This window comes from Bradyrhizobium sp. 27S5 (assembly GCF_037217225.1).
Lineage (GTDB): Bacteria > Pseudomonadota > Alphaproteobacteria > Rhizobiales > Xanthobacteraceae > Bradyrhizobium > Bradyrhizobium septentrionale.
Window position 1 is genome coordinate 3,042,439 of record NZ_CP147714.1, and the last position, 19,084, is coordinate 3,061,522.

The window sequence follows — 19,084 nt, forward strand, 5'->3', positions numbered from 1 at the left end:
GGATGGCCGTCGCTCAAATGCCACCACATCCTCACCCTCAACAGGCCACGCCTTGATGGCCGCGAGCACGGCGTCAGCATCAACGGCGATCGGACAATTCAATCGCACACAACCGAAAGAGCTAATGGTTGCTACGCACTGGTGCCTTCGCTAGAGCGTCACCACGATCTTGCCGAGGTGGTTGTTCGCTTCCATGTGCGCGAACGCCTTGCCGATGTCGGCGAATTTGTAGACCTGGTCGATCGGCAGCTGCAGTTTTCGCGACTCCACCGCGGGCCAGATGTCCTTGCGCACCTCGTCGAAGATCTCGCGGATCTCCTCGATCGAGCGGGTGCGGAAGGTGACGCCGATATACTGGATGCGGCGCGCCGCATGCAGGTCGAAGTTGAAGTCGCCATGGGTGCCGCCGAGCCGGCCGACATTGACGATGCGGCCCTTGACCTTGGTCGCCTTGAGATTCTGGTTCGCGACGGGTCCCGAGACCTGATCGACGATCAAATCGACGCCTTCGCCGGAGGTCGCCTGCAACACCTGATCGACCCAGCCGGGATCCTTGGAATCGACCGCGAGATCGGCGCCGAATTCCTTTAGCCGCCCGCGGCGCATCGGATCGGTCGAGGATCCGACCACGAGCTTGGCGCCCTTCAGCTTGGCGATCTGCATCGCCATCAGGCCGACGCCGGAGCTCGCACCCTGGATCAGCACGGTCTGGCCCGGCTGCAGTGCGCCGTTGGTGACCACCGCATTGTGCATGGTGGCGAGCGCGACGGGCAGGGTGGCGGCCTCGTCGAAATTCATGTTCGAGGGGCTGCGGAACAGCCTGCCGTGATCGGCGAGCGTGTACTCGGCGAACGCTGCGCCGCCGGAGCCCATGATCTTGTCGCCGACCTTGACGCCTTTGGCGTCGGGGCCGAGCTCGGCGACCTCGCCGGCCCATTCCATGCCGAGCACGGTGCCGACGCCGCCAGCCGCGCCATGGACGTGGCCCTTGGTCATGCCGAGATCGGCGCGGTTCAGCCCGCAGGCATGGACCTTGACCAGCACCTGGGTGCCCTTCGGCACGGGTTTTGCGACGTCGGTGATCTCCGGGCCATTGGCTCCGTATACATAAGCTTTCATGAGGTCATTCCTGCTGTCTAACGCGAGATTGGTACCGTCATCCTGAGGTGCGAGCGGAGCGAGCCTCGAAGGATGCACGGCCCGGCCGGTGGCCGTCGACCCTTCGAGACGCGCTTCGCGCTCCTCAGGGTGACGGATCACTACTGGACGCCTATTCCGCGGCCTGGCGCTTGGCGCCGGACATCATGACTTCCAGCCGCTCGCGGATGATCGCTTCCGCCTCGTGGACGATGCGCGAGATCAGTTCGCCGCAGGACGGGATGTCGTGGATCAGGCCCTGCACCTGGCCGGCCGACCAGATGCCTTCGTCGGCATCGCCGGTCGAATAGACCATCTTGCCGCGGGCGCCGGCGACCAGCTCGCGGACGTCCTCGAACTTGGCGCCTTCTTTCTCCATCTGCACGACCTTGGTCGAGATCGCATTCCTGGCGACGCGCGAGGTGTTGCGCATGGTGCGGAAGATCAGCTCGGTCTCGCGCTCGTCATTGGCGACGATGCGTTCCTTGACGAGCTGATGGATCGGGCTCTCCTTGGTGCACATGAAGCGCGTGCCCATGTTGATGCCTTCGGCGCCGAGCGCCAGCGCAGCCACGAGGCCGCGCGCGTCACCGAAGCCGCCGGAGGCGATCATCGGGATCTTCACCTTGTCGGCGGCGGCAGGAATCAGGATCAGGCCGGGGGTGTCGTCCTCGCCGGGATGTCCGGCGCATTCAAAGCCGTCGATCGAGATCGCGTCGGCGCCCATCCGCTCGGCGGACAGCGCGTGGCGGACGCTGGTGCATTTGTGCAGCACCTTGACGCCGTGCCTCTTGAACTCGTCGACATGTTCCTGCGGCTTGTTGCCGGCGGTCTCGACGATCTTGATGCCGCTCTCGATGATGGCCTGGCGATACTCGGCGTAGGGCGGCGGCTTGATCGCGGGCAGGATGGTCAGGTTGACGCCGAACGGCTTGTCGGTCAGCTCGCGGCAGCGCGCGATTTCCTTGCGCAGATCGTCCGGCGTCGGCTGGGTCAGCGCCGTGATCATGCCGAGCGCGCCGGCATTGGCGACGGCGGCAACGAGCTCCGCGCGCCCGACCCATTGCATGCCGCCCTGCACGATCGGGTGGTCGACGCCGAACATCTCGGTGAAACGTGTCTTGATCATTCTGCCCTCGGTTTCCGCTGGAATTTTCCGCGACGCGGACGGCCGCGCACGGTTTGTTTTTGATGTCGAGCGGAAGGATGCAGTCCTGACCGGCAAATGTCTACCGGCCGCCGGCGGCGCGCCCATGCGGAAATGAAGGGGCGCGCAGCGGTCAGGTGAGGGCGGGCTCGAAGCTTTCGGTCAATTGCTCAGGCGCTGGTGTTCGACACGCAGCGCCTCGAGCTATTTCCGTTCCGATTGAATCGGAACCGAGCTCTCGATTCATCTTGACGCGTTTTCTTCACGCGAACCGGTATTCACTTCGCTCGAAAACGCTCTGTTGAGAGCGACGACAACGGAGATGCGCGCTACGCCGGCACAGCCTGTTTCATCGACGCGGCGGTCTCCTCGTCGAACGCGGCTGCGATGTCGCGCATGCTGACGACGCCGATCAGGCTGTAATTGTCGATCACCGGCACGTGGCGGATGTGGTGCTTGGTCATGAGATGACGGATGTGCTCGAGCGTGTCGCTCGAGGTGCACGACACCAGCTGCTGCACCGAGACGAACTGCGACACCTTCATGCTGGCGCCGGCTGCGCCGTGCTCGGCGACCGCGCGCACCACGTCGCGCTCGGTGAACATGCCGACGGCGGTGTTGCCTTCGGTGCGAACGACATCCTTGACCACCAGCGCGCTGATATTGCTGGCGCGCATCAGTTGCGCGGCGATCGCAACCGTCTCGTTCATGCGAACCGTGGCGACGCGAGGGGTTTTCTTGCGCAGGATATCTCCGACTTGCATGGCAACCTCCTTGGGTTATCGTTGACAGGATTCTGGTATACAAAATACCAATTGTCAACGTGGCCACGGCAGAAATCTACCACCAGGAAATCGCTGAGATAGGCAGGGACGCTGACATTTCGGACGATTATGAACTGCGATGAGTGACCGGACCTTCGGCTACCCCGGCTCATTGGTATCTGGCATGCCTGACTGCGCCAAAAGAAAGAGGCGCACCGAAGTGCGCCTCTGTCAGTTCGGGAGGAAGTCTCGAAATCAGGCCCGTCAAATCAGGCCGTCACATCAAGCGGTCTTGGCGCTCGTCGCGGTTTCGGTCGCGGCGGCAGCCTCGTTGCCGTGGATGAAGGCGCGGCGCATCGGCTTGACCACGAACAGCGCCATCAGCGCCGCGGTGGCATTGAGCGCGACCGCGATCACGAACACCGCCTGCCAACCATAGCTGGCGGCGACGATGCTGGCGGCCGGCACCAGCAGCGCGGCGGTGCCCTTTGCCGTGTACAGCATGCCGTTGTTGGTGGTCGCGAACTTCGAGCCGAAGGTGTCGCCGCAGGTCGCCGGGAATAGCGAGTAGATCTCGCCGAACACCCCGAAATAGACCGCGGTTGCCAGCACGAACACCAGCGGGTTGTGGCCCCAGGTGGAGAGCGTCAGCAGCATCAGCGCGCCGGTACCGAACGCGATGAACATGGTGTGCTCGCGGCCGATATTGTCGGAGACCCAACCGAAGAACGGCCGTCCGAAACCGTCGAAGATGCGGTCGAGCGAGATCGCAAAGGTCAGCGCCGCCATCTGGAAGCCGGCGAGCGTCACCGGCGTGTTGGCGATCTTGTAGTCGTGCGCGATCGGCGCGATCTGCGCCGCCGCCATCAGGCCGCCGGAGGCGACCATCACGAACACCAGATACATCACCCAGAAGATCGGGCTGCGCAGCACTTGCGGCGGCGTGAAGTCGATCTTGGTCTGCGGCAGATTGAGCTGCTTCTTCTTCGGCGGGATCGTGACCGCAGGCTTCTGGATGAAGAAGGCGAGCAGGAACACGATCAGGCCTTGCCCGATGCCGAAATCGAAGAACGCGGCCTGATAGCCGCTCGAGGCGATCATGTTGGCGATCGGCACCACGGTCAGCGCCGCGCCGGCGCCGAACCCTGCGGCCGTTGCGCCCGCGGCAAGGCCGCGGCGATCGGGAAACCATTTCAGCGCATTGCCGACGCAGGTGCCGTACACCGAGCCGGCGCCGATGCCGCCGATCACCGCCGCGGCGTAGAGCATGGTGAGTGAATCAGCGTACGAGTTCAGCACCCAGGACAGCGTGATCATGACGCCGCCGAACATGATGACGATCCGCGGGCCGTATTTGTCGACGAACCAGGCCTCGACCGGCACCAGCCAGGTCTCGGTCACCACGAAGATCGTGAAGGCAAACTGGATCGCCGCGCGGCCCCAATGATGCGTGCCGTCGATCGGGTCGACGAACAGCGTCCAGCCGTATTGCAGGTTCGCGATCATCGCCATGCAGACGATGCCCATCACGAGCTGCAGCCAGCGGAAGCCACTGGACGAAGGTTGATCTTGTGTGACGGCAGTATTGCTGGAAACCATCAAGTCCTCCCGAGCGCGCTGGTCTTGTGACCGAGTGTCGCAATTATTGTGGCGTATCGTCGCAAGCGCTCGGCGGAAGTTGGTATACTATATTCCAGAAAGCAAGCCCATCTTTCTGCTGCGTCGCAGCAAATCTTGCATACGGAGCCGGAACCGGCATCCATTTCGCTCGAAAATGCTCTGGAAGAAATGAAAACGCCCGGCTTTTGGCCGGGCGCTTTCGTCAGCAGGAGTGAGGTCGTTGTTCAGGCCATAGCCGATTTCGCGACCACGATCTTTCGCCACGGTTTGAGCAGCGCGATCGCCAGCAGCGAGGCGAGGATGTTGGCGCCTGCCGCGATGATGAACACGCTGTCCCAACTGCCCGACGACTGCTGCATGTAGTTGGCGATCGGCACCAGCAGCGCCGCCGTGCCTTTCGCGGTGTAGAGCAGCCCCGCATTGGTAGTGGCGAACTTGCTGCCGAACGTGTCGGTGCAGGTCGAGGGGAACAGCGAGTAGATCTCGCCCCAGGCAAAGAACACGAAGCCCGAGAGCAGCACGAACCACACCGGATCGTGTCCCCAGAGGTAGAGCATCCAGATGCCGAAGCCTTCCATGCCGAAGGCGATGAACATCGTGTTCTCGCGGCCGATCATGTCGGAGATCCAGCCGAAGAACGGACGCGTCAGGCCGTTGAGGACGCGGTCGATGGTCGCCGCGAAGGTCACGGCCGTCATCGTCACCGCCATCAGCGTCACCGGCACGCTGTCGACCTTCCAGTCGACCGCGATCGGCTTTAGGTTCGCCGTCACCATCAACCCGCCGGCGCCGACGATCACGAACATGAAGTACATCAGCCAGAAAATCGGCTGCCGCAGCACTTCGGTCGGCTGATAGTTGCGCCGGGTCTGGATGATGTTGGCATTGGCCACGACCGCCGGCACCTGTCCGGCCTTTGGCGCCAGCAGGAAGAAGGAGAGCAGCACGATGATGATGCCCTGGCCGAGACCGAAATAGAGGAAGGTGGTCTGGAAGCCGGAATCCTTGATCATCGCCTGGATCGGCGCGACCGTCAGCGCCGAGCCCGCGCCGAAGCCGGCGGCGGTGATGCCGGCGGCAAGTCCGCGCTTGTCGGGAAACCATTTCAGCGCATTGCCGACGCAGGTGCCGTAGACGCCGCCGGCGCCGATGCCGGCGACGATCATGCCGAGATAGTAGCCGTTCAGCGTGGTCGCCTGCGCGTTGATCGCCCATCCGATCGCGCAGAGGATGCCGCCGACCAGGACGACGATGCGCGGACCGTATTTATCGACGAACCAGCCCTCGACCGGCACCAGCCAGGTCTCGAACAGCACAAAGAGCGTAAAGGCCCACTGGATCGATGCGCGATCCCATCCAAACTTCTTCTGGATGTCGGGGACGAAGAACGTCCACCCGTATTGATAGTTTGCGATCATCACCATCGCGGCGACGCCGATCGCGAGTTGCGTCCAACGATATGTGTCGCTGACACGCACGGCCGCCGGGGCCGCAGTTGCCTGAACCATGTCCGCCAATTGATCCTCCCAGTGCGCCCTTGTCGTTGCTTATGGCGCGCGACCGGCATCTTGGTATCTGATATGCCAAGGTTCAAGCTGTCGCAGCGGTAACGCGCGCTTATGCCGCACGGGACTCCGTGGGCATCGCGGGACAGTAATTCAGCGCGCAAAGAAAATGGCCCCGAAAATCGGGGCCATTGGTCGAAGGTTCAATGTCAGGTCGGGTTTCGCGACGAAAGCCGCATCCGGTGGAGAGTGCCGGAAAACCTTTGCCTAGAGGCCGAAGCGCGGCAGGTCGCCATTGCGGTTGGAGATCTCCGCGCTCTTCATCAGCAGGCGGTCGATCGAGGCCAGCAGGCGGCTGAACAGGGTGGAGGAGGGCGCGAGCGCGAAAGCGGTGGTCTTGGACATTGGTGTCCCCTTTGGCTGGAAGCCAGCAACGGGCCGGCTCATCATCTGCAGTCAAATTATGTATACCAGATGCCAGACACAACGGACTTGTTTGCATAGCAGCATTCATGACTGTGCATTGCAGCAAAACCGGCTGATTGGCATCCCAGGTTGAGGACGCCGCGGACCGAATCCGGACCCCTAAGGGTCAGAATCTCCAGCTAAAATTGGCCTTTACCAAGTGATCCTGCACCCGGCCGGCGAGCTGACCGACATAGGCGATGCCGAGGCTGGCCTGCGGCGTGACCTTGAGGTCGAGCCCGCCTTCGACCAGCGCCGCATTGCGCGCCAGCGGCACACCGGCCACGCTGAAACCGGTTCCCAGGTTCTGGAACGCGAGCGCCGCCGTCGGGGTCACGTCGCCGAAGGCGTATTGCCAGGCCACCGAGGCGCGCGGCGTCAGCTGCATGCCGGGGGCGAGCGCGAGATTGCTGGCAAAGCTCGCGGGAATACGATTCCGCCGCTGTGCAAGCTCGGCCTCGACGGCTGAAGCGGGGCGAACAGGTCGTTTTTCCATGGCGTGTCGACGACGGCGAACGAAGCAAGGTGGCGCCGTGGGGCCACCTTGCTTCAATATCAATACTCTGAAGATGATCTAGCCCGCGGTGGGCTCATCTTCGGACAAGGTCTGCTCAATAGCGGCGGGCATTTTCGCAACCGACATCAGTGAGCGCGCGACCTGATTGAGCAGCTGATCCGCGTTCTCCTCTTCCGCCAACGTCTTCGAGAGCAGCGCGACGACAGCACCGTACCGCAATTGCTGCGCGAGGTTGCGGGCAGTCGTGTAACCCGCGATTTCGTAGTGCTCGACACGCTGTGCCGCGCCGATCAGCGCAAGATCCGCGGCTGCATCGTCCTTTTTGGCGCTCTCCTTGATCACTTCGCCGCCCTCTTCGACAAGTCCCTGCATACCCTTGCAGGGCTTGGCGCGCGGCTTCTTGCCTAGCAACCCGAAGCACTCGTCGAGACGGTCGACCTGCGCTTCGGTTTCGGCCAGATGAATTGTGAAGAGCTCGCGGAGCTGGTCATAGCGTGCCGCCTCGATCATCTCAGGCAACGCCTTTGTCAGTTGTTTCTCGGCATGCAGGAGATCCCGCAGCTGATCGATCAACAGATCGTCGAAGCCAACGAAAGCTTCGGACGGGGAACTCTCGGCAACGATGGAAGGTGTCGCGCCGGGATCGCCGCTCTGGAGGGCCGGTGATTCCATGAAAACCCAAGCATCACCCTCGTTCCAGGGACCTCGGGTGTCGATTTCACCGTTGTCGCCGGAACCGGTCGAATCGTTGAAGAACTGGTCGACAAGGCCTGGCGTAGGAGCGATACGGCCGATGCTGAACGTGGGCTTGCCCATACTCTCAAGCGCAAGCGCGAACGCCTTCATATGAGTGATTTCCCGCGTCATCAAGAACTGCAACGCATCCTTGGTGCCGGCGTCATCACAGAAATTGATCAGTCGTTCATAGACGATCTTGGCGCGCGCTTCTGCAGCGATGTTGCTGCGCAGATCAACGTCAAGCTCGCCCGTGATCTTGAGATAGTCGGCCGTCCAGGCGTTGCCTTGCGAGTTGAACAGATTGACGCCGCCCCCTCCGGCAATCGCGATCAAGGGATCGGCTTCCGCCGCTTCGCGATCGAACTTCGAGGGCTTCAGATGCAGGCGTGCGAGGGAGCCGACGACTTCGAGGTGGCTCAATTCCTCGGTTCCAATATCCATCAAGAGATCCTTGCGATCCGGATCTTCGCAATTGAGGCCCTGAATGGAGTATTGCATGGCGGCCGCCAGCTCGCCGTTGGCGCCGCCGAACTGTTCCAGCAGCATATTGCCGAACCGAGGATCGGGTTCATCGACCCGGACCGTGAACATGAGCTTTTTGACGTGATGGTACATTGAAAGACCTTTGATTGGCAGGGAAAGCTCGAGGCCAACTGGACGCTGTGTTGAACGTTCCTAATTCCACTCGCGCCGCAATCAGTTCTGCTCAGAACGTTTTCAATGCAGCGTTTCCGCTGCGGCTTCGTCGACCGCAGCCATCAAGTCGGCCGTATCCGACTGCTGGATCATATGGCCGGCTCTCGGGAGGCGGTGCATTTTGCTGTGCTTGATCTCGTCATGCAGCCTGCCGGACTGCTCGTCGATGTCGATGAGGCGATCATCCTCGCCTGCCAGGATGACGACCGGCATGGCCAGTTCACCGTAGGTCTTCGCGGACAGGATCGCCGCAGGAACCATTAGCGCAGCCTCGGCGGCACTGGCGCGAAGGTGCGATGGGCGCACGGCCAATGATTTTGGAAAGCCGTCGAATTTTTGAGGGACGGATTTCGGTCCGAAGAGCTGCCGTAGCATGGCAGGCCACATGATACGGCTGAGGATCGGGGAAATTGTGTGACTGAGGATATCACCGAAACCAGGTATCGCCGGCCCGGTCATCGCCATGATCGCGTCGGTGCGCGCCGTCGGGAAATAGTATCCCGATGCCAGTATGAGGGCTTCGACCATTGAGGGATGCTTGCTTGCCAAGGCGACTGCAACGGAAGCTCCCCAGGAATGTCCGAGCACGATCGCCTTTTCGACGCCAAGGTGCGCAAGCGCGTCCCTGAAGAGATCAGCCTGAGCGGCGGGGGTCCATACGACATTTCGGGGCCTCAGGCTGTAGCCGAAGCCCGGGCGATCGAACACGATAACGCGATAGTGCTTGGCTGCGAGATCGATGAGACCACTTGTCTCAAAATCCTGAATCATGCTGCCATTGCCATGAAGCAGGACCAGAGGCCGGCCGGACCCGCGTTCGACATAGTGCAGGCGGACACCGTCGATTTCGATGAAACGTCCTTGTGGCGGATGATCGCGTTGCGCCTTGTCGGCAAGTCGTTGATTGACGACCGCAACGGCAGCCATCAAGCCGATCGTGGCGACTACGGTGGACGCGATCGGATATTCCTTCAGAGCACGAAAGGTGCTGGTTGCTAGCGATGGCGAACGTTTTTTCAGTATGCGCATGTGATACTTCCGCTGGACGGAGCCAGCTGTTCGAGACGGGGAGGGGGCGTCGCCGGATTAACGTCCTGGTCTGATCACGACCTTGATGACGCCGGCTTCTTTGTCCCGGAGTTTCATGTGCATCCCGGAGGCGTTTCGAGGCCGGCCGGATGGGGCACCCACAAAGCTGGGATCGATTTGGTCCTCAACGATCTCGTAGCCAACAACGTTGCGGCCTTGAACTCATCGAGGACAGTTCCGGTGGTGCCATGGCGGTCATGTCGTGCAGACGCAACAGGAGGCGCAACCATATGTTCCTAGCACTGCGAAGAGCTGCGGCACGGCAGGATTAGGAACGAACCTCGCAAGGCCCGATTGGGATTCCATAGGACGATTTGACTGAGCAACGGGAGACGGCCGTGCGCAAGCTTGTAGTCTTGATGTTACTTACGGCCGGCGCGGGCGTGCTCGATGGCGCGGGACCTGCGGATGCCCAGGAATATCGCTGGTGTCTTCAGGGAAAGCAGACCGGTTATCCGGGCGACTGCAACTATCAGACGCGGGCACAATGCATGGCATCGGCGTCCGGCCGCGATGCCGGATGTGGCATCAATCCGCGTGCGGCTTTCGCGCGGCAACGTCGGCCTAACTGATGCTCGACCGGAATTAGCCAAAGTTCCCACGCCGCGGGCTGGCACTGCTCGGCAGCGATATCGAGCTTTCTCTGAGCACAACGGAAGGCTCGCTGCGGCTCTTCCTTCGCTTCCTGTTCGCGCAAGCTAACGGTCAAGCCCATCCCTTCGAACGCGGGATTCAATGTCATGGATCGAGACAAGAGCGGACGTATCGTTGAGACTTCACTCGAAGCGCGCCAGGGCGAGCTCGGTCGCGGCATGTTGATGCTGCTGGCCGTAAGCCTGGCGCTTGCAGGGCTCATCATGGCGGGCACGTGGTTGATATTTTTCGGAGCTTGATCGCAGGCAAGCAGCGCGGCGATGGAGGAACTAATGCGCCGACGCGGGCTTGGCTCATTCCTCACACCTTGGAGATAACTATGAAACGCCCGTTCCTTTTCGTTTGCATTTCTTTATTGGCGGCTGCCACGGCGTTGCCGGCCTCAGCGCAAAATCCACCGACGCAGTCCGGACCGAACAACAACGCGGTCAACAGTGCCGGTCAGAACAACTCCGACGCTCCTGTCGCGGGTCGCAACAGTTTCACCGAAGGACAAGCCAAATCGAAGATCGAGGATGCTGGCTACGCCAACGTCACCGAACTGAAGAAGGACGACAACGGCGTTTGGCGCGGCCAGGCCAGCAAAGGCGGATCGGCCACTGCGGTAAGCGTCGACTTTCAAGGCAACGTCAATTCAGCCAAGTAATTCGGCCAAGTAAGAAGGGTACAAAATGACCATTACGATTTCTCGTCTTTACGACAAATACAATGACGCCCAGCAGGCTGTTCGACGCCTCGAGGCTGCCGGCGTGCCGCATTCGGACATCAGCATCATTGCCAACAATTCGGATAGCTGGTTCAGCACCGACAAGAAGGTCGATCGTGACCGCGATGGTGTCGACGATCGCGCCGAAGGTGCCGGCAAGGGCGCTGGCATCGGTGCGGGCCTGGGTGGCGCCGCCGGTCTTCTTGCCGGCCTCGGCTTGCTCGCGATCCCTGGTCTTGGGCCCGTTGTCGCAGCCGGCTGGCTGGCCGCGACTGCTGTTGGTGCTGCCGCGGGAGCAGCTACGGGCGGAATTGTCGGAGCGCTCACGGAGGCCGGCGTTTCAAGAGAGGACGCGGGCACCTACGCGGAAGGAGTCCGTCGCGGAGGTACGCTCGTGTCGGCGCGCGTAGCGGACGCGGAGCGGTCTCGCCTTGAGACGATACTCGACGAGTCGTCCGTCAACTTGCGTGACCGGAGTGCCGCCTGGCAAAAGGCCGGGTGGAAATCGTTCGATCCTACCAGCCAGCCCTACGGCGCCAAAGAGATTCGCGAGGAGCGGCAGCGCTACGGTGGGTCACTGCGCTAAAAACATTGCGACGGCTTGCTCTGGCAAGCCGTCGCTTATTCCATAAAGATCCCTTCAAGCGGCGGCCAGGCGTCCAGGCGACGCCGCACACGGTGCTTCGCCGGTGCCGAACGAGCCGGGACGTGAGCCGGCTCGTTGCGCGCATTCGCCTGACGGCGCGGCAGCACTGCCGTCATAAAGAAGGCCGCCGGATGCGGCGGCCTCGAGTGACTGGGTTTGCTTTTCTTCTTGGCCGATGAAGGGGCGGGGCCAATTCCCTTCACCGCGTCCAGTCTTCGCCGGCGCACAGCGTTCCCATGCAGCCGCGAACATTCAGCGTGCCCGACGAGACCATCGTCACCGAGCTCTCATAGGTCTTGCCGTCATCGGCGTTGTAGATCCTGCCGGCCCATTTGTTCGGGCCTGCGGGCTGCAGTTTGATGAAGAGCGACATCCCGGCCGGGACCGCTGTGCCGGATCGGCATTCTTGTCGTCGGGCTGCGGCTTGCCGGTGGCCTTGTCGGTCGGCTCCTTCAGCAAGACGACCCGGCCGCACAGCGCGCTGCCGCCGCTTCTGATCCGAAGCGGTCATTAAAGCGGCAGCGAGAGTTCTTGCGCCAACCGGGAAAATGATTGCTGATGATCTCACCGACACGCAGCGGGATCGGGCCGATTCGTATTCCGGATGCCGCTGTGCCTTGCGTACCGCCGCTGTTAGGTCAATGGTGCTGCCCGATGGCCCCTCGTTCGGAAGTTGCCTGCCGCCTCTCTACGCACGATCGTGCGGCCATGTTTTGGTCAAAACTGCATCCGCATTCTTGAGATGCCCACTGCAAAGGCTCGCGATGGAAAGGGCAGGGTTCGCCAAGGCCAAGATTTTCGCTTTTGGCGACGCGCGGAGCGTTGCCACCTACGCGGCCGAAATCCTGATAGTTGCCGCGATTTATGGTGGCCTTGCCGAATCCGCGCGATTGCTTCCGGCGATCAATCCAACCGCGACACCGCTATGGCCACCAACCGGGCTTGCGCTCGCGCTGGTCCTGCTGCGCGGCTACCGGATCTGGCCCGCGATCCTGGTGGGGGCCGTCTCTCCTTGCCTGATGGCCGACCGATCGCTCCTGGAGTTCGGCGCCGCCGGGATCGGCAGCCTCCTTGCTGCATTTGCCGGGACATGGCTGATCGGCCGCTGGTCGAACGGTGGCCAGACGTTTGCCACCCCGTCGGGTGTCGCAAAGTTTGCGATCATTTGCTTTGCGCCGACCACGATAATCAGTTCAACCATCGCCTTGGTCGGCGTCACGCTCGCCAACGAATCGAGCTTGTCCGATTCCGTCGTCGCCGGGTTGACCTGGTGGCTTGCGGACGCTGCTGCGGCCCTGGTGATTGCTCCGGTGATCGTGCTCTGGGCGACGATGCCCTTACGCATTTTTTCCAAATGGAACCTGTTGGCATCGATCACGGTCGCTGCCCTCGCGGGCATCATCGGGCTCGTTGCTTACAGCCCGCTCATCGGGAGCGACCTCGTTAGCAACGACCTCGACGTGTTGCTGCCGCATCGGAGCCTTCTGGGCTTTCTGGTCTTACTGCCCTTGATCTGGGCCAGCCTGCGCGGCGGTCGATGCACCGTGGCGACGGCTGCGTTGATTTTCATCGGAGTGGCCGTGTGGGGATTCTCGGCGGGGAATGATCCATTTCCGAAAATGGATCCGAATGGAGCGCTGCTATCCTTGCTCGTGCTTTCGATCAGCGTATCGGCGCCTCCGCTTGCCCTGGCCGCGGCAATCGCGACGCGCCAGACCAGGGAAGCCCATTTGCTTTCCGTCCAGGACGAACTGAGCAGTCAGCTTGAACGGAAGGCCTTGGCGCTCGACAACATCAGACGGCACTTCCAAACCCTTATCGAGGGCGTTGTCGACTATGCAATTTTTGCGCTTGATAGAGAAGGACACGTTACGAGTTGGAACAGCACCGCTCAAAAGATCACCGGTTACACCTCGGAAGAAATCATAGGCAAGCACTTCGGGATATTTTATCGGCCGGATGAACGCCGCGCGGGTTCACCGACACACGCGCTGGAGTCGGCAATCCAAGGAGGCAAGTACGACGTAGAGGGTTGGCGTATCAGAAAGAATGGCACGCCGTTTTTCATCACGGGCTCGGTCTCCTCGAGCCGTGATGACGCAGGAAATCTGATCGGTTTCATCAGTATCCTGCGCGACGCGACCGAGCGACGCGACGCGGAGGAGAAGCTGGTCCAGGCGCGCGAACAGCTCGCGATGTCCCAGAAAATGGAGGCAATCGGCAAGCTGACTGGCGGGATTGCACACGACTTCAACAATCTATTGATGATCATCGGAGGCAGTGCCCAGATATTTCAACGCCTGCTCGATCCAAAACTGCCAAAAGCAATCGAAGCCATACAAACCGCAGCCAAACGCGGCGAAAGTCTCACGCGTCAATTGTTGACATTCTCTCGTCACCAGCATCTCAGCCCGACGGTCGTTGATCTGAATGCGTCCATCAAGAACATGAGGACCATGATCGAGAGCTCGTTGCGTGGCAACATCGTGTACAACGAGAATGTTGGCGACGGTGTTGCGCCGGTCAAGGTTGACCTCGCCGAACTGGAACTTGCGATCGTCAACATCGCCGTCAATGCGCGAGACGCAATGACAAGCGGCGGCACATTCACGTTATCCGTCCACGCGGTGACCGCAGATCAGGACACCGGCGGCGATCGCCGTGGCAAGGCCTTCTTTGCGATAACACTGGGCGATACGGGCACCGGTATTCCGCCGAATCTTCTGTCCAAGATGTTCGATCCATTTTTCACGACCAAAGAGGTCGGCAAGGGGACCGGGCTCGGTTTGTCCCAGGTTTATGGTTTTGCGCACCAGGCGGGCGGAACGGTGACGGCAGACAGCAAGGTTGGACAGGGAACAACGATTACAATCTATTTGCCGTCCTGTGCAGACGAGCAAATCACCAGCAAAGAGCTCGCCGCTGCCCGGGCAAAGCCGAGGCAGCCGCAGCGGCAGACGGTTCTCGTTGTCGACGACAGCCCCGAAGTGGCGGATGTGACATCCTCGCTGTTCGAGCATCTGGGTTATGAAACCATCTATCGAGATTCAGCCGAAGCGGCATTGAAACTGCTCGATACAGGTACAAAGATCGATCTCGTCTTCAGCGATATCGTCATGCCGGGGACCATCGATGGCGTCGGGCTCGCGAGAGAAGTTCGGTCGCGTTATCCCGGTTTGCCGATAGCCCTTACAACCGGTTATAGCGATGCCGCGAAAGCAGCTCCGTCGAGTCTAAGAATACTTCGCAAGCCGTTCGATACCGAGGCACTGAGAGATTTTATCCAGGATCTTGCGCCGCCGAGATCAGCGCGATCGTCCGGCATACCCTTGGCGTCAGGCACGACTGACGCTGTGCGCAGAAGTTGACCGGTCGCACCATCGCGGGCGGATCTCATTGAGGTCCGCTATCGACGCGGAGAGCGGGCGACCACCCCAAACAAAAATGGCCGCGGTTGCCCGCGGCCATTCGTCGTTTGATCGAGTGCAGCCGTTACTCCGCCGCCTGCTTGCGCGGCGGATCGAGCGCGCCGGAATCGTGGATATCGGCGACCTGGTGATCGGAGAAGCCGAGCACCTCGCGCAGGATCTCGTCGGTGTGCTCGCCCAGCAGCGGCGAACGGGCGACTTCGCTCGGCGAATCCGACAGCTTGATCGGGTTGCCGACCGAGATGTACTTGCCGCGGGTCGGATGATCGACCTCGACCACGGTGCCGGTCGCGCGCAGCGACTGGTCTTCCGCGATCTCCTTCATCGACAGGATCGGGCCGCAGGGGATGTCGTCCTTGTTGAGGATCTCCATCGCCTCGAATTTTGTCTTCGTCATCGTCCACTGTTCGATGCGACCGAAGATCTCGTTCAGGCGGGGCAGGCGGGCCGGCGGCTTGGCGTAGTTCGGATCGGTCTTCCAGGTCGGCTCGCCGATCACGTCGCAGATCTTCTCCCAGACCGGGGCCTGGGTGATGAAGTAGATGTAGGCGTTCGGGTCGGTCTCCCAGCCCTTGCACTTCAGGATGCGGCCGGGCTGGCCGCCGCCGGAATCGTTGCCGGCGCGCGGCACCGCGTCGCCGAATGGAATGCCTTCGCCGAACTGGCTGTATTCCTTGAGCGGGCCATGAGCGAGACGCTGCTGGTCGCGCAGCTTGACGCGTGCCAGGTTCAACACGCCGTCCTGCATCGCCGCGGTGACGCGCTGGCCCTGGCCGGAGTGGGTGCGCTGATAGAGCGCGGTGACGATGCCGAGCGCGAGATGCAGCCCGGTGCCGCTGTCGCCGATCTGCGCGCCGGTGACCAGCGGCAGGCCGTCGCGGAAGCCGGTGGTCGAGGCGGCGCCGCCGGTGCACTGCGCGACGTTCTCGTAGACCTTGCAATCCTCATACGGGCCGGGGCCGAAACCCTTGATCGAGGCGACGATCATCTTGGGGTTGATGGCGTGGATCTTCTCCCAGGGGAAGCCCATGCGATCGAGCACGCCGGGGCCGAAATTCTCGACCAGCACGTCGCACTGCTTGATCAGCGCGGTCAACACTTCCTTGCCCTTCGGGTTCTTGGTGTCGAGCGTGATCGAGCGCTTGTTGTGGTTCAGCATGGTGAAATACAGGCTGTCCACGTTCGGAATGTCCTGCAGCTGGCCGCGCGTGATGTCGCCGACGCCGGGACGCTCGACCTTGATCACGTCGGCGCCGAACCAGGCCAGCAATTGCGTGCAGGTCGGACCCGACTGGACGTGGGTGAAATCGAGAATGCGAACGCCCTTGAGCGCCTTGGTCATATCTTTTGCTCCGTGTACTCTGGTCTACCCCTGCACCCGCAGGGAAAATGGGTTGAAGGGGTGGCTTACTTTTTCTTCAGAACGCTCTGAGGATTGAGGTTGCCGATGCGGCCGCTCTCCGAGCCCGCCGCTGGATCGATCACCGCGTTGATCAGCGTCGGCTTGCCGGAATCCAGCGCCGCGTTGACCGCGCGCTTCAGCTCGTCGGGGGAGGTGGCGTTGACGCCGACGCCGCCGAACGCTTCCATCATCTTGTCGTAGCGCGAGCCCTTGACGAACACGGTGGTCGCCGGATCGTCGCCGGCAACGTTGACGTCGGTGCCGCGATAGATGCCGTCATTGTTGAAGATCACGACGCAGATCGGCAGCTTGTAGCGGCAGATGGTCTCGACCTCCATGCCCGAGAAACCGAACGCGCTGTCGCCTTCGACCGCGAGCACGGGCAGGCCGGTCTCGACCGCAGCCGCGATCGAATAGCCCATGCCGATGCCCATCACGCCCCAGGTGCCGACGTCGAGCCGCTTGCGCGGCTTGTGCATGTCGACGACGCCGCGGGCGAGGTCGAGCGTGTTGGCGCCCTCGTTGACGAAGATGGTGTCCGGGCGTTCCGCGATGATGGCGCGCAGCGCGCCGAGCGCGCCGTGATAATCCATCGGCGAGGCGTTGCTCATCAGCTTCGGCGCCATCTTGGCGACGTTGTCGTCACGCTTCTTCGCCACGGTGGCGAGCCAGTCGCTCGGTGCGGCCGACCAGTTCGCGCCCATGGCGTCGAGGAACGCGGACACGCAGGAGCCGATATCGCCGACCACGGGGGCGACGATCTCGACGTTGGAATCCATTTCCTTCGGCTCGATATCGACCTGGATGAACTTCTTCGGGGCTTCGCCCCAGGTCTTGCCCTTCCCGTGCGAGAGCAGCCAGTTGAGTCGGGCGCCGATCAGCATCACGACGTCGGCGTCCTTCAACACCGTCGAGCGCGCAGCACCTGCGCATTGCGGATGCAGATCGGGCAGCAGGCCCTTGGCCATGCTCATCGGCAGGAACGGCACGCCGCTCTTCTCGACGAAATTCTTGATCGCCTCGTCGGCCTGCGCATAGGCCGCGCCCTTGCCGAGGATGATCAGCGGACGTTTTGCGTTCTTCAAAACGTCGAGCGCGCGCTTGACGGATGACGGGGAGGGGATCTGCTCCGGCGCCGCATCGATCACCTTGACCAGCGATTTCTGGCCGGCGTCGGCGTTCATCACCTGCGAGAACAGTTTTGCGGGGAGGTCGAGATAGACGCCGCCCGGGCGGCCCGACACCGCGGCGCGGATCGCGCGCGCCAGCCCAATGCCGATGTCCTGGGCGTGCAGCACGCGGAACGCCGCCTTGCACAGCGGCTTGGCGATCGCGAGCTGGTCCATCTCCTCATAGTCGCCCTGCTGCAGGTCGACGATCTCGCGCTCGGACGAGCCGGAGACCAGGATCATCGGGAAGCAGTTGGTGGTGGCGTGGGCGAGTGCCGTAAGACCGTTGAGGAAGCCGGGCGCCGACACCGTCAGGCAGACGCCGGGACGCTTGGTCAGGAAGCCGGCGATCGAGGCCGCATAGCCGGCGTTCTGCTCGTGGCGGAACGACAGCACGCGAATGCCCGCCGCCTGGGCCATGCGGCCCAGGTCCGTGATCGGGATACCCGGCACACCATAGACGGTGTCGATGCCGTTGAGCTTGAGCGCGTCGATGACGAGATGGAAGCCATCGGTCAGCTCTTGCTCGGTGCCCGGTGCCTCGGACTTCGTAGCGGTATTCAGCATCGGCATCGTCTCCCTGGTCGTTCTTGTTCGGACGATCTGAATGTCGTCTGAAGCGTGTGTGAACTCTAAGTCTTAGGTGAATAGTTCCTGGCCGTGCGCCTCGACGTAAGCCGCCAAGCCAAGCGTGTGATCGCGGGCGCGCTTTTCCGCGAGTTCGGTGTCGCGCGCCTCAAGTGCCTCGATGATCCCGAGATGCTCGGGCAGCGAGGTCGCAGTGCGGTCCTTGCGGCCGATCGTGAGCTGGCGATAGCCGCGCACATGCAGCAGCAGGTCGTTGGTGAGGTCGACCAGCACAGGTGATTCCGACAGCGAGATCAGCGCCTGATGGAAGGCGATGTTGGCCTTGGAATATTCCTCGACGTGATCCTGCGGCAGGCGATCGTCGCTGAAGTCCTTGAAGAAGTCGCGCAGCGCCGAGATGTCCTTCTTGCGCGCGGTGGTCGTGATCAGGCGCGCCGCCATGCTCTCCAGCGCCGCCCAGGCGCGGATCATGTCGACGATCTCCGCCTTGGTGCGGCGGACCACGACGATGCCGCGGCGCGGCACGGTCTTCACGAAGCCGTCCTGCTCGAGCATCGCGATCGCTTCGCGGATCGGCGTGCGGCTGACGCCGAGGCGCTCGGACAATGCGCGCTCGTCGAGCATCACCGGCTCCGGCGTCGCGTAGATGTCCATCTTCAGGATCGCTTCCTTCAAGGCCTCATAGGCCTTGTTCTTGAAGCTCGTCTCCGGCGCGATCCGGACGATGGCGATATCTGTGTCAGCCATGTTGGGTGACGCCTTGGTCTGTTTCGGTTCAGGCACGACTCGTCTCCTCCTCTTGGAGACGTCTTC

At 62.0% G+C, this 19,084-nt stretch carries 18 protein-coding genes; 5 read left to right on the forward strand and 13 right to left on the reverse strand.

Features of this window, described 5'->3' with window-relative positions:
* Positions 1–150: 150 nt before the first annotated feature.
* The 9 genes from WDM24_RS14090 to WDM24_RS14130 all read right to left on the reverse strand — a co-directional run bounded on the left by WDM24_RS14090 (position 151) and on the right by WDM24_RS14130 (position 9,618).
* Positions 151–1,119 (reverse strand): zinc-binding dehydrogenase, encoded by a 969-nt coding sequence (locus WDM24_RS14090; protein ID WP_338831662.1) that lies wholly within the window; start codon positions 1,117–1,119, stop codon positions 151–153.
* A 151-nt stretch (positions 1,120–1,270) separates the two neighbouring features.
* Positions 1,271–2,266, reverse strand: a complete 996-nt coding sequence (locus tag WDM24_RS14095) for a nitronate monooxygenase family protein (RefSeq protein ID WP_338831664.1) — start codon at positions 2,264–2,266, stop codon at positions 1,271–1,273.
* Between the two features lie 347 nt (positions 2,267–2,613).
* Entirely contained in the window at positions 2,614–3,048 is a 435-nt protein-coding gene (locus tag WDM24_RS14100) for a CBS domain-containing protein (protein ID WP_029082332.1), read from the reverse strand.
* Between the two features lie 282 nt (positions 3,049–3,330).
* On the reverse strand, positions 3,331–4,647 hold the full coding sequence (oxlT, locus tag WDM24_RS14105) for an oxalate/formate MFS antiporter (protein WP_029082331.1): 1,317 nt from the start codon (positions 4,645–4,647) through the stop codon (positions 3,331–3,333).
* Between the two features lie 245 nt (positions 4,648–4,892).
* Positions 4,893–6,176 carry an oxalate/formate MFS antiporter gene (gene oxlT / locus WDM24_RS14110; protein WP_338831666.1) on the reverse strand — a complete coding sequence of 428 codons (1,284 nt, stop codon included), beginning with the start codon at positions 6,174–6,176 and terminating at the stop codon, positions 4,893–4,895.
* Positions 6,177–6,440: 264 nt separating this feature from the next.
* On the reverse strand, positions 6,441–6,578 hold the full coding sequence (locus WDM24_RS14115) for a hypothetical protein (protein ID WP_166293866.1): 138 nt from the start codon (positions 6,576–6,578) through the stop codon (positions 6,441–6,443).
* Between the two features lie 187 nt (positions 6,579–6,765).
* Complete coding sequence (locus WDM24_RS14120; protein WP_338831667.1) at positions 6,766–7,134, reverse strand: autotransporter outer membrane beta-barrel domain-containing protein; 369 nt, start codon at positions 7,132–7,134, stop codon at positions 6,766–6,768.
* Positions 7,135–7,212: 78 nt separating this feature from the next.
* Entirely contained in the window at positions 7,213–8,508 is a 1,296-nt protein-coding gene (locus WDM24_RS14125; protein WP_338698778.1) for a DUF892 family protein, read from the reverse strand.
* Between the two features lie 102 nt (positions 8,509–8,610).
* Entirely contained in the window at positions 8,611–9,618 is a 1,008-nt protein-coding gene (locus tag WDM24_RS14130) for an alpha/beta hydrolase (protein WP_338831668.1), read from the reverse strand.
* 398 nt (positions 9,619–10,016) lie between these two features.
* On the opposite strand from WDM24_RS14130, the gene WDM24_RS14135 reads away from it, so the two are divergent.
* From WDM24_RS14135 to WDM24_RS14150, 4 genes are all read left to right on the forward strand, one after another.
* Positions 10,017–10,250, forward strand: coding sequence for a DUF3551 domain-containing protein (locus WDM24_RS14135; protein ID WP_312022801.1), 234 nt, complete (start codon positions 10,017–10,019; stop codon positions 10,248–10,250).
* A 168-nt stretch (positions 10,251–10,418) separates the two neighbouring features.
* Complete coding sequence (locus WDM24_RS14140) at positions 10,419–10,571, forward strand: hypothetical protein (RefSeq protein ID WP_166293873.1); 153 nt, start codon at positions 10,419–10,421, stop codon at positions 10,569–10,571.
* Between the two features lie 80 nt (positions 10,572–10,651).
* Positions 10,652–10,978 carry a hypothetical protein gene (locus WDM24_RS14145; RefSeq protein WP_338831670.1) on the forward strand — a complete coding sequence of 109 codons (327 nt, stop codon included), beginning with the start codon at positions 10,652–10,654 and terminating at the stop codon, positions 10,976–10,978.
* Between the two features lie 25 nt (positions 10,979–11,003).
* Positions 11,004–11,624: a general stress protein gene (locus WDM24_RS14150; protein WP_338831672.1), complete on the forward strand. Its 621-nt coding sequence runs from the start codon at positions 11,004–11,006 to the stop codon at positions 11,622–11,624.
* A gap of 259 nt (positions 11,625–11,883) precedes the next feature.
* Here WDM24_RS14150 and WDM24_RS14155 read toward each other — a convergent pair whose 3' ends face one another.
* Positions 11,884–12,057 carry a DUF2147 domain-containing protein gene (locus WDM24_RS14155; RefSeq protein WP_338831674.1) on the reverse strand — a complete coding sequence of 58 codons (174 nt, stop codon included), beginning with the start codon at positions 12,055–12,057 and terminating at the stop codon, positions 11,884–11,886.
* Positions 12,058–12,448: 391 nt separating this feature from the next.
* Between WDM24_RS14155 and WDM24_RS14160 the strand changes: the two genes are divergently transcribed.
* Complete coding sequence (locus WDM24_RS14160) at positions 12,449–15,052, forward strand: MASE1 domain-containing protein (protein ID WP_338831675.1); 2,604 nt, start codon at positions 12,449–12,451, stop codon at positions 15,050–15,052.
* A 124-nt stretch (positions 15,053–15,176) separates the two neighbouring features.
* Here the strand turns inward: WDM24_RS14160 and frc are convergent, their stop codons facing one another.
* From frc to WDM24_RS14175, 3 genes are all read right to left on the reverse strand, one after another.
* Positions 15,177–16,454 carry a formyl-CoA transferase gene (gene frc, locus WDM24_RS14165; protein WP_166293877.1) on the reverse strand — a complete coding sequence of 426 codons (1,278 nt, stop codon included), beginning with the start codon at positions 16,452–16,454 and terminating at the stop codon, positions 15,177–15,179.
* Between the two features lie 65 nt (positions 16,455–16,519).
* A complete protein-coding gene (oxc, locus tag WDM24_RS14170; protein WP_338831676.1) occupies positions 16,520–18,250 on the reverse strand; it encodes an oxalyl-CoA decarboxylase in 1,731 nt (576 codons plus the stop codon).
* Positions 18,251–18,322: 72 nt separating this feature from the next.
* Complete coding sequence (locus WDM24_RS14175; protein WP_050387017.1) at positions 18,323–19,018, reverse strand: GntR family transcriptional regulator; 696 nt, start codon at positions 19,016–19,018, stop codon at positions 18,323–18,325.
* Positions 19,019–19,084 lie beyond the last annotated feature (66 nt).

Coding starts and splice junctions, on each gene's coding strand:
- WDM24_RS14090 (WP_338831662.1), bottom strand. CDS start 1,119: ATGAAAGCTTATGTATACGGAGCCAATGGCCCGGAGATCACCGACGTC.
- WDM24_RS14095 (WP_338831664.1), bottom strand. CDS start 2,266: ATGATCAAGACACGTTTCACCGAGATGTTCGGCGTCGACCACCCGATC.
- WDM24_RS14100 (WP_029082332.1), bottom strand. CDS start 3,048: ATGCAAGTCGGAGATATCCTGCGCAAGAAAACCCCTCGCGTCGCCACG.
- oxlT (WP_029082331.1), bottom strand. CDS start 4,647: ATGGTTTCCAGCAATACTGCCGTCACACAAGATCAACCTTCGTCCAGT.
- oxlT (WP_338831666.1), bottom strand. CDS start 6,176: ATGGTTCAGGCAACTGCGGCCCCGGCGGCCGTGCGTGTCAGCGACACA.
- WDM24_RS14115 (WP_166293866.1), bottom strand. CDS start 6,578: ATGTCCAAGACCACCGCTTTCGCGCTCGCGCCCTCCTCCACCCTGTTC.
- WDM24_RS14120 (WP_338831667.1), bottom strand. CDS start 7,134: ATGGAAAAACGACCTGTTCGCCCCGCTTCAGCCGTCGAGGCCGAGCTT.
- WDM24_RS14125 (WP_338698778.1), bottom strand. CDS start 8,508: ATGTACCATCACGTCAAAAAGCTCATGTTCACGGTCCGGGTCGATGAA.
- WDM24_RS14130 (WP_338831668.1), bottom strand. CDS start 9,618: ATGCGCATACTGAAAAAACGTTCGCCATCGCTAGCAACCAGCACCTTT.
- WDM24_RS14140 (WP_166293873.1), top strand. CDS start 10,419: ATGGATCGAGACAAGAGCGGACGTATCGTTGAGACTTCACTCGAAGCG.
- WDM24_RS14145 (WP_338831670.1), top strand. CDS start 10,652: ATGAAACGCCCGTTCCTTTTCGTTTGCATTTCTTTATTGGCGGCTGCC.
- WDM24_RS14150 (WP_338831672.1), top strand. CDS start 11,004: ATGACCATTACGATTTCTCGTCTTTACGACAAATACAATGACGCCCAG.
- WDM24_RS14155 (WP_338831674.1), bottom strand. CDS start 12,057: ATGTCGCTCTTCATCAAACTGCAGCCCGCAGGCCCGAACAAATGGGCC.
- WDM24_RS14160 (WP_338831675.1), top strand. CDS start 12,449: ATGGAAAGGGCAGGGTTCGCCAAGGCCAAGATTTTCGCTTTTGGCGAC.
- frc (WP_166293877.1), bottom strand. CDS start 16,454: ATGACCAAGGCGCTCAAGGGCGTTCGCATTCTCGATTTCACCCACGTC.
- oxc (WP_338831676.1), bottom strand. CDS start 18,250: ATGCTGAATACCGCTACGAAGTCCGAGGCACCGGGCACCGAGCAAGAG.
- WDM24_RS14175 (WP_050387017.1), bottom strand. CDS start 19,018: ATGGCTGACACAGATATCGCCATCGTCCGGATCGCGCCGGAGACGAGC.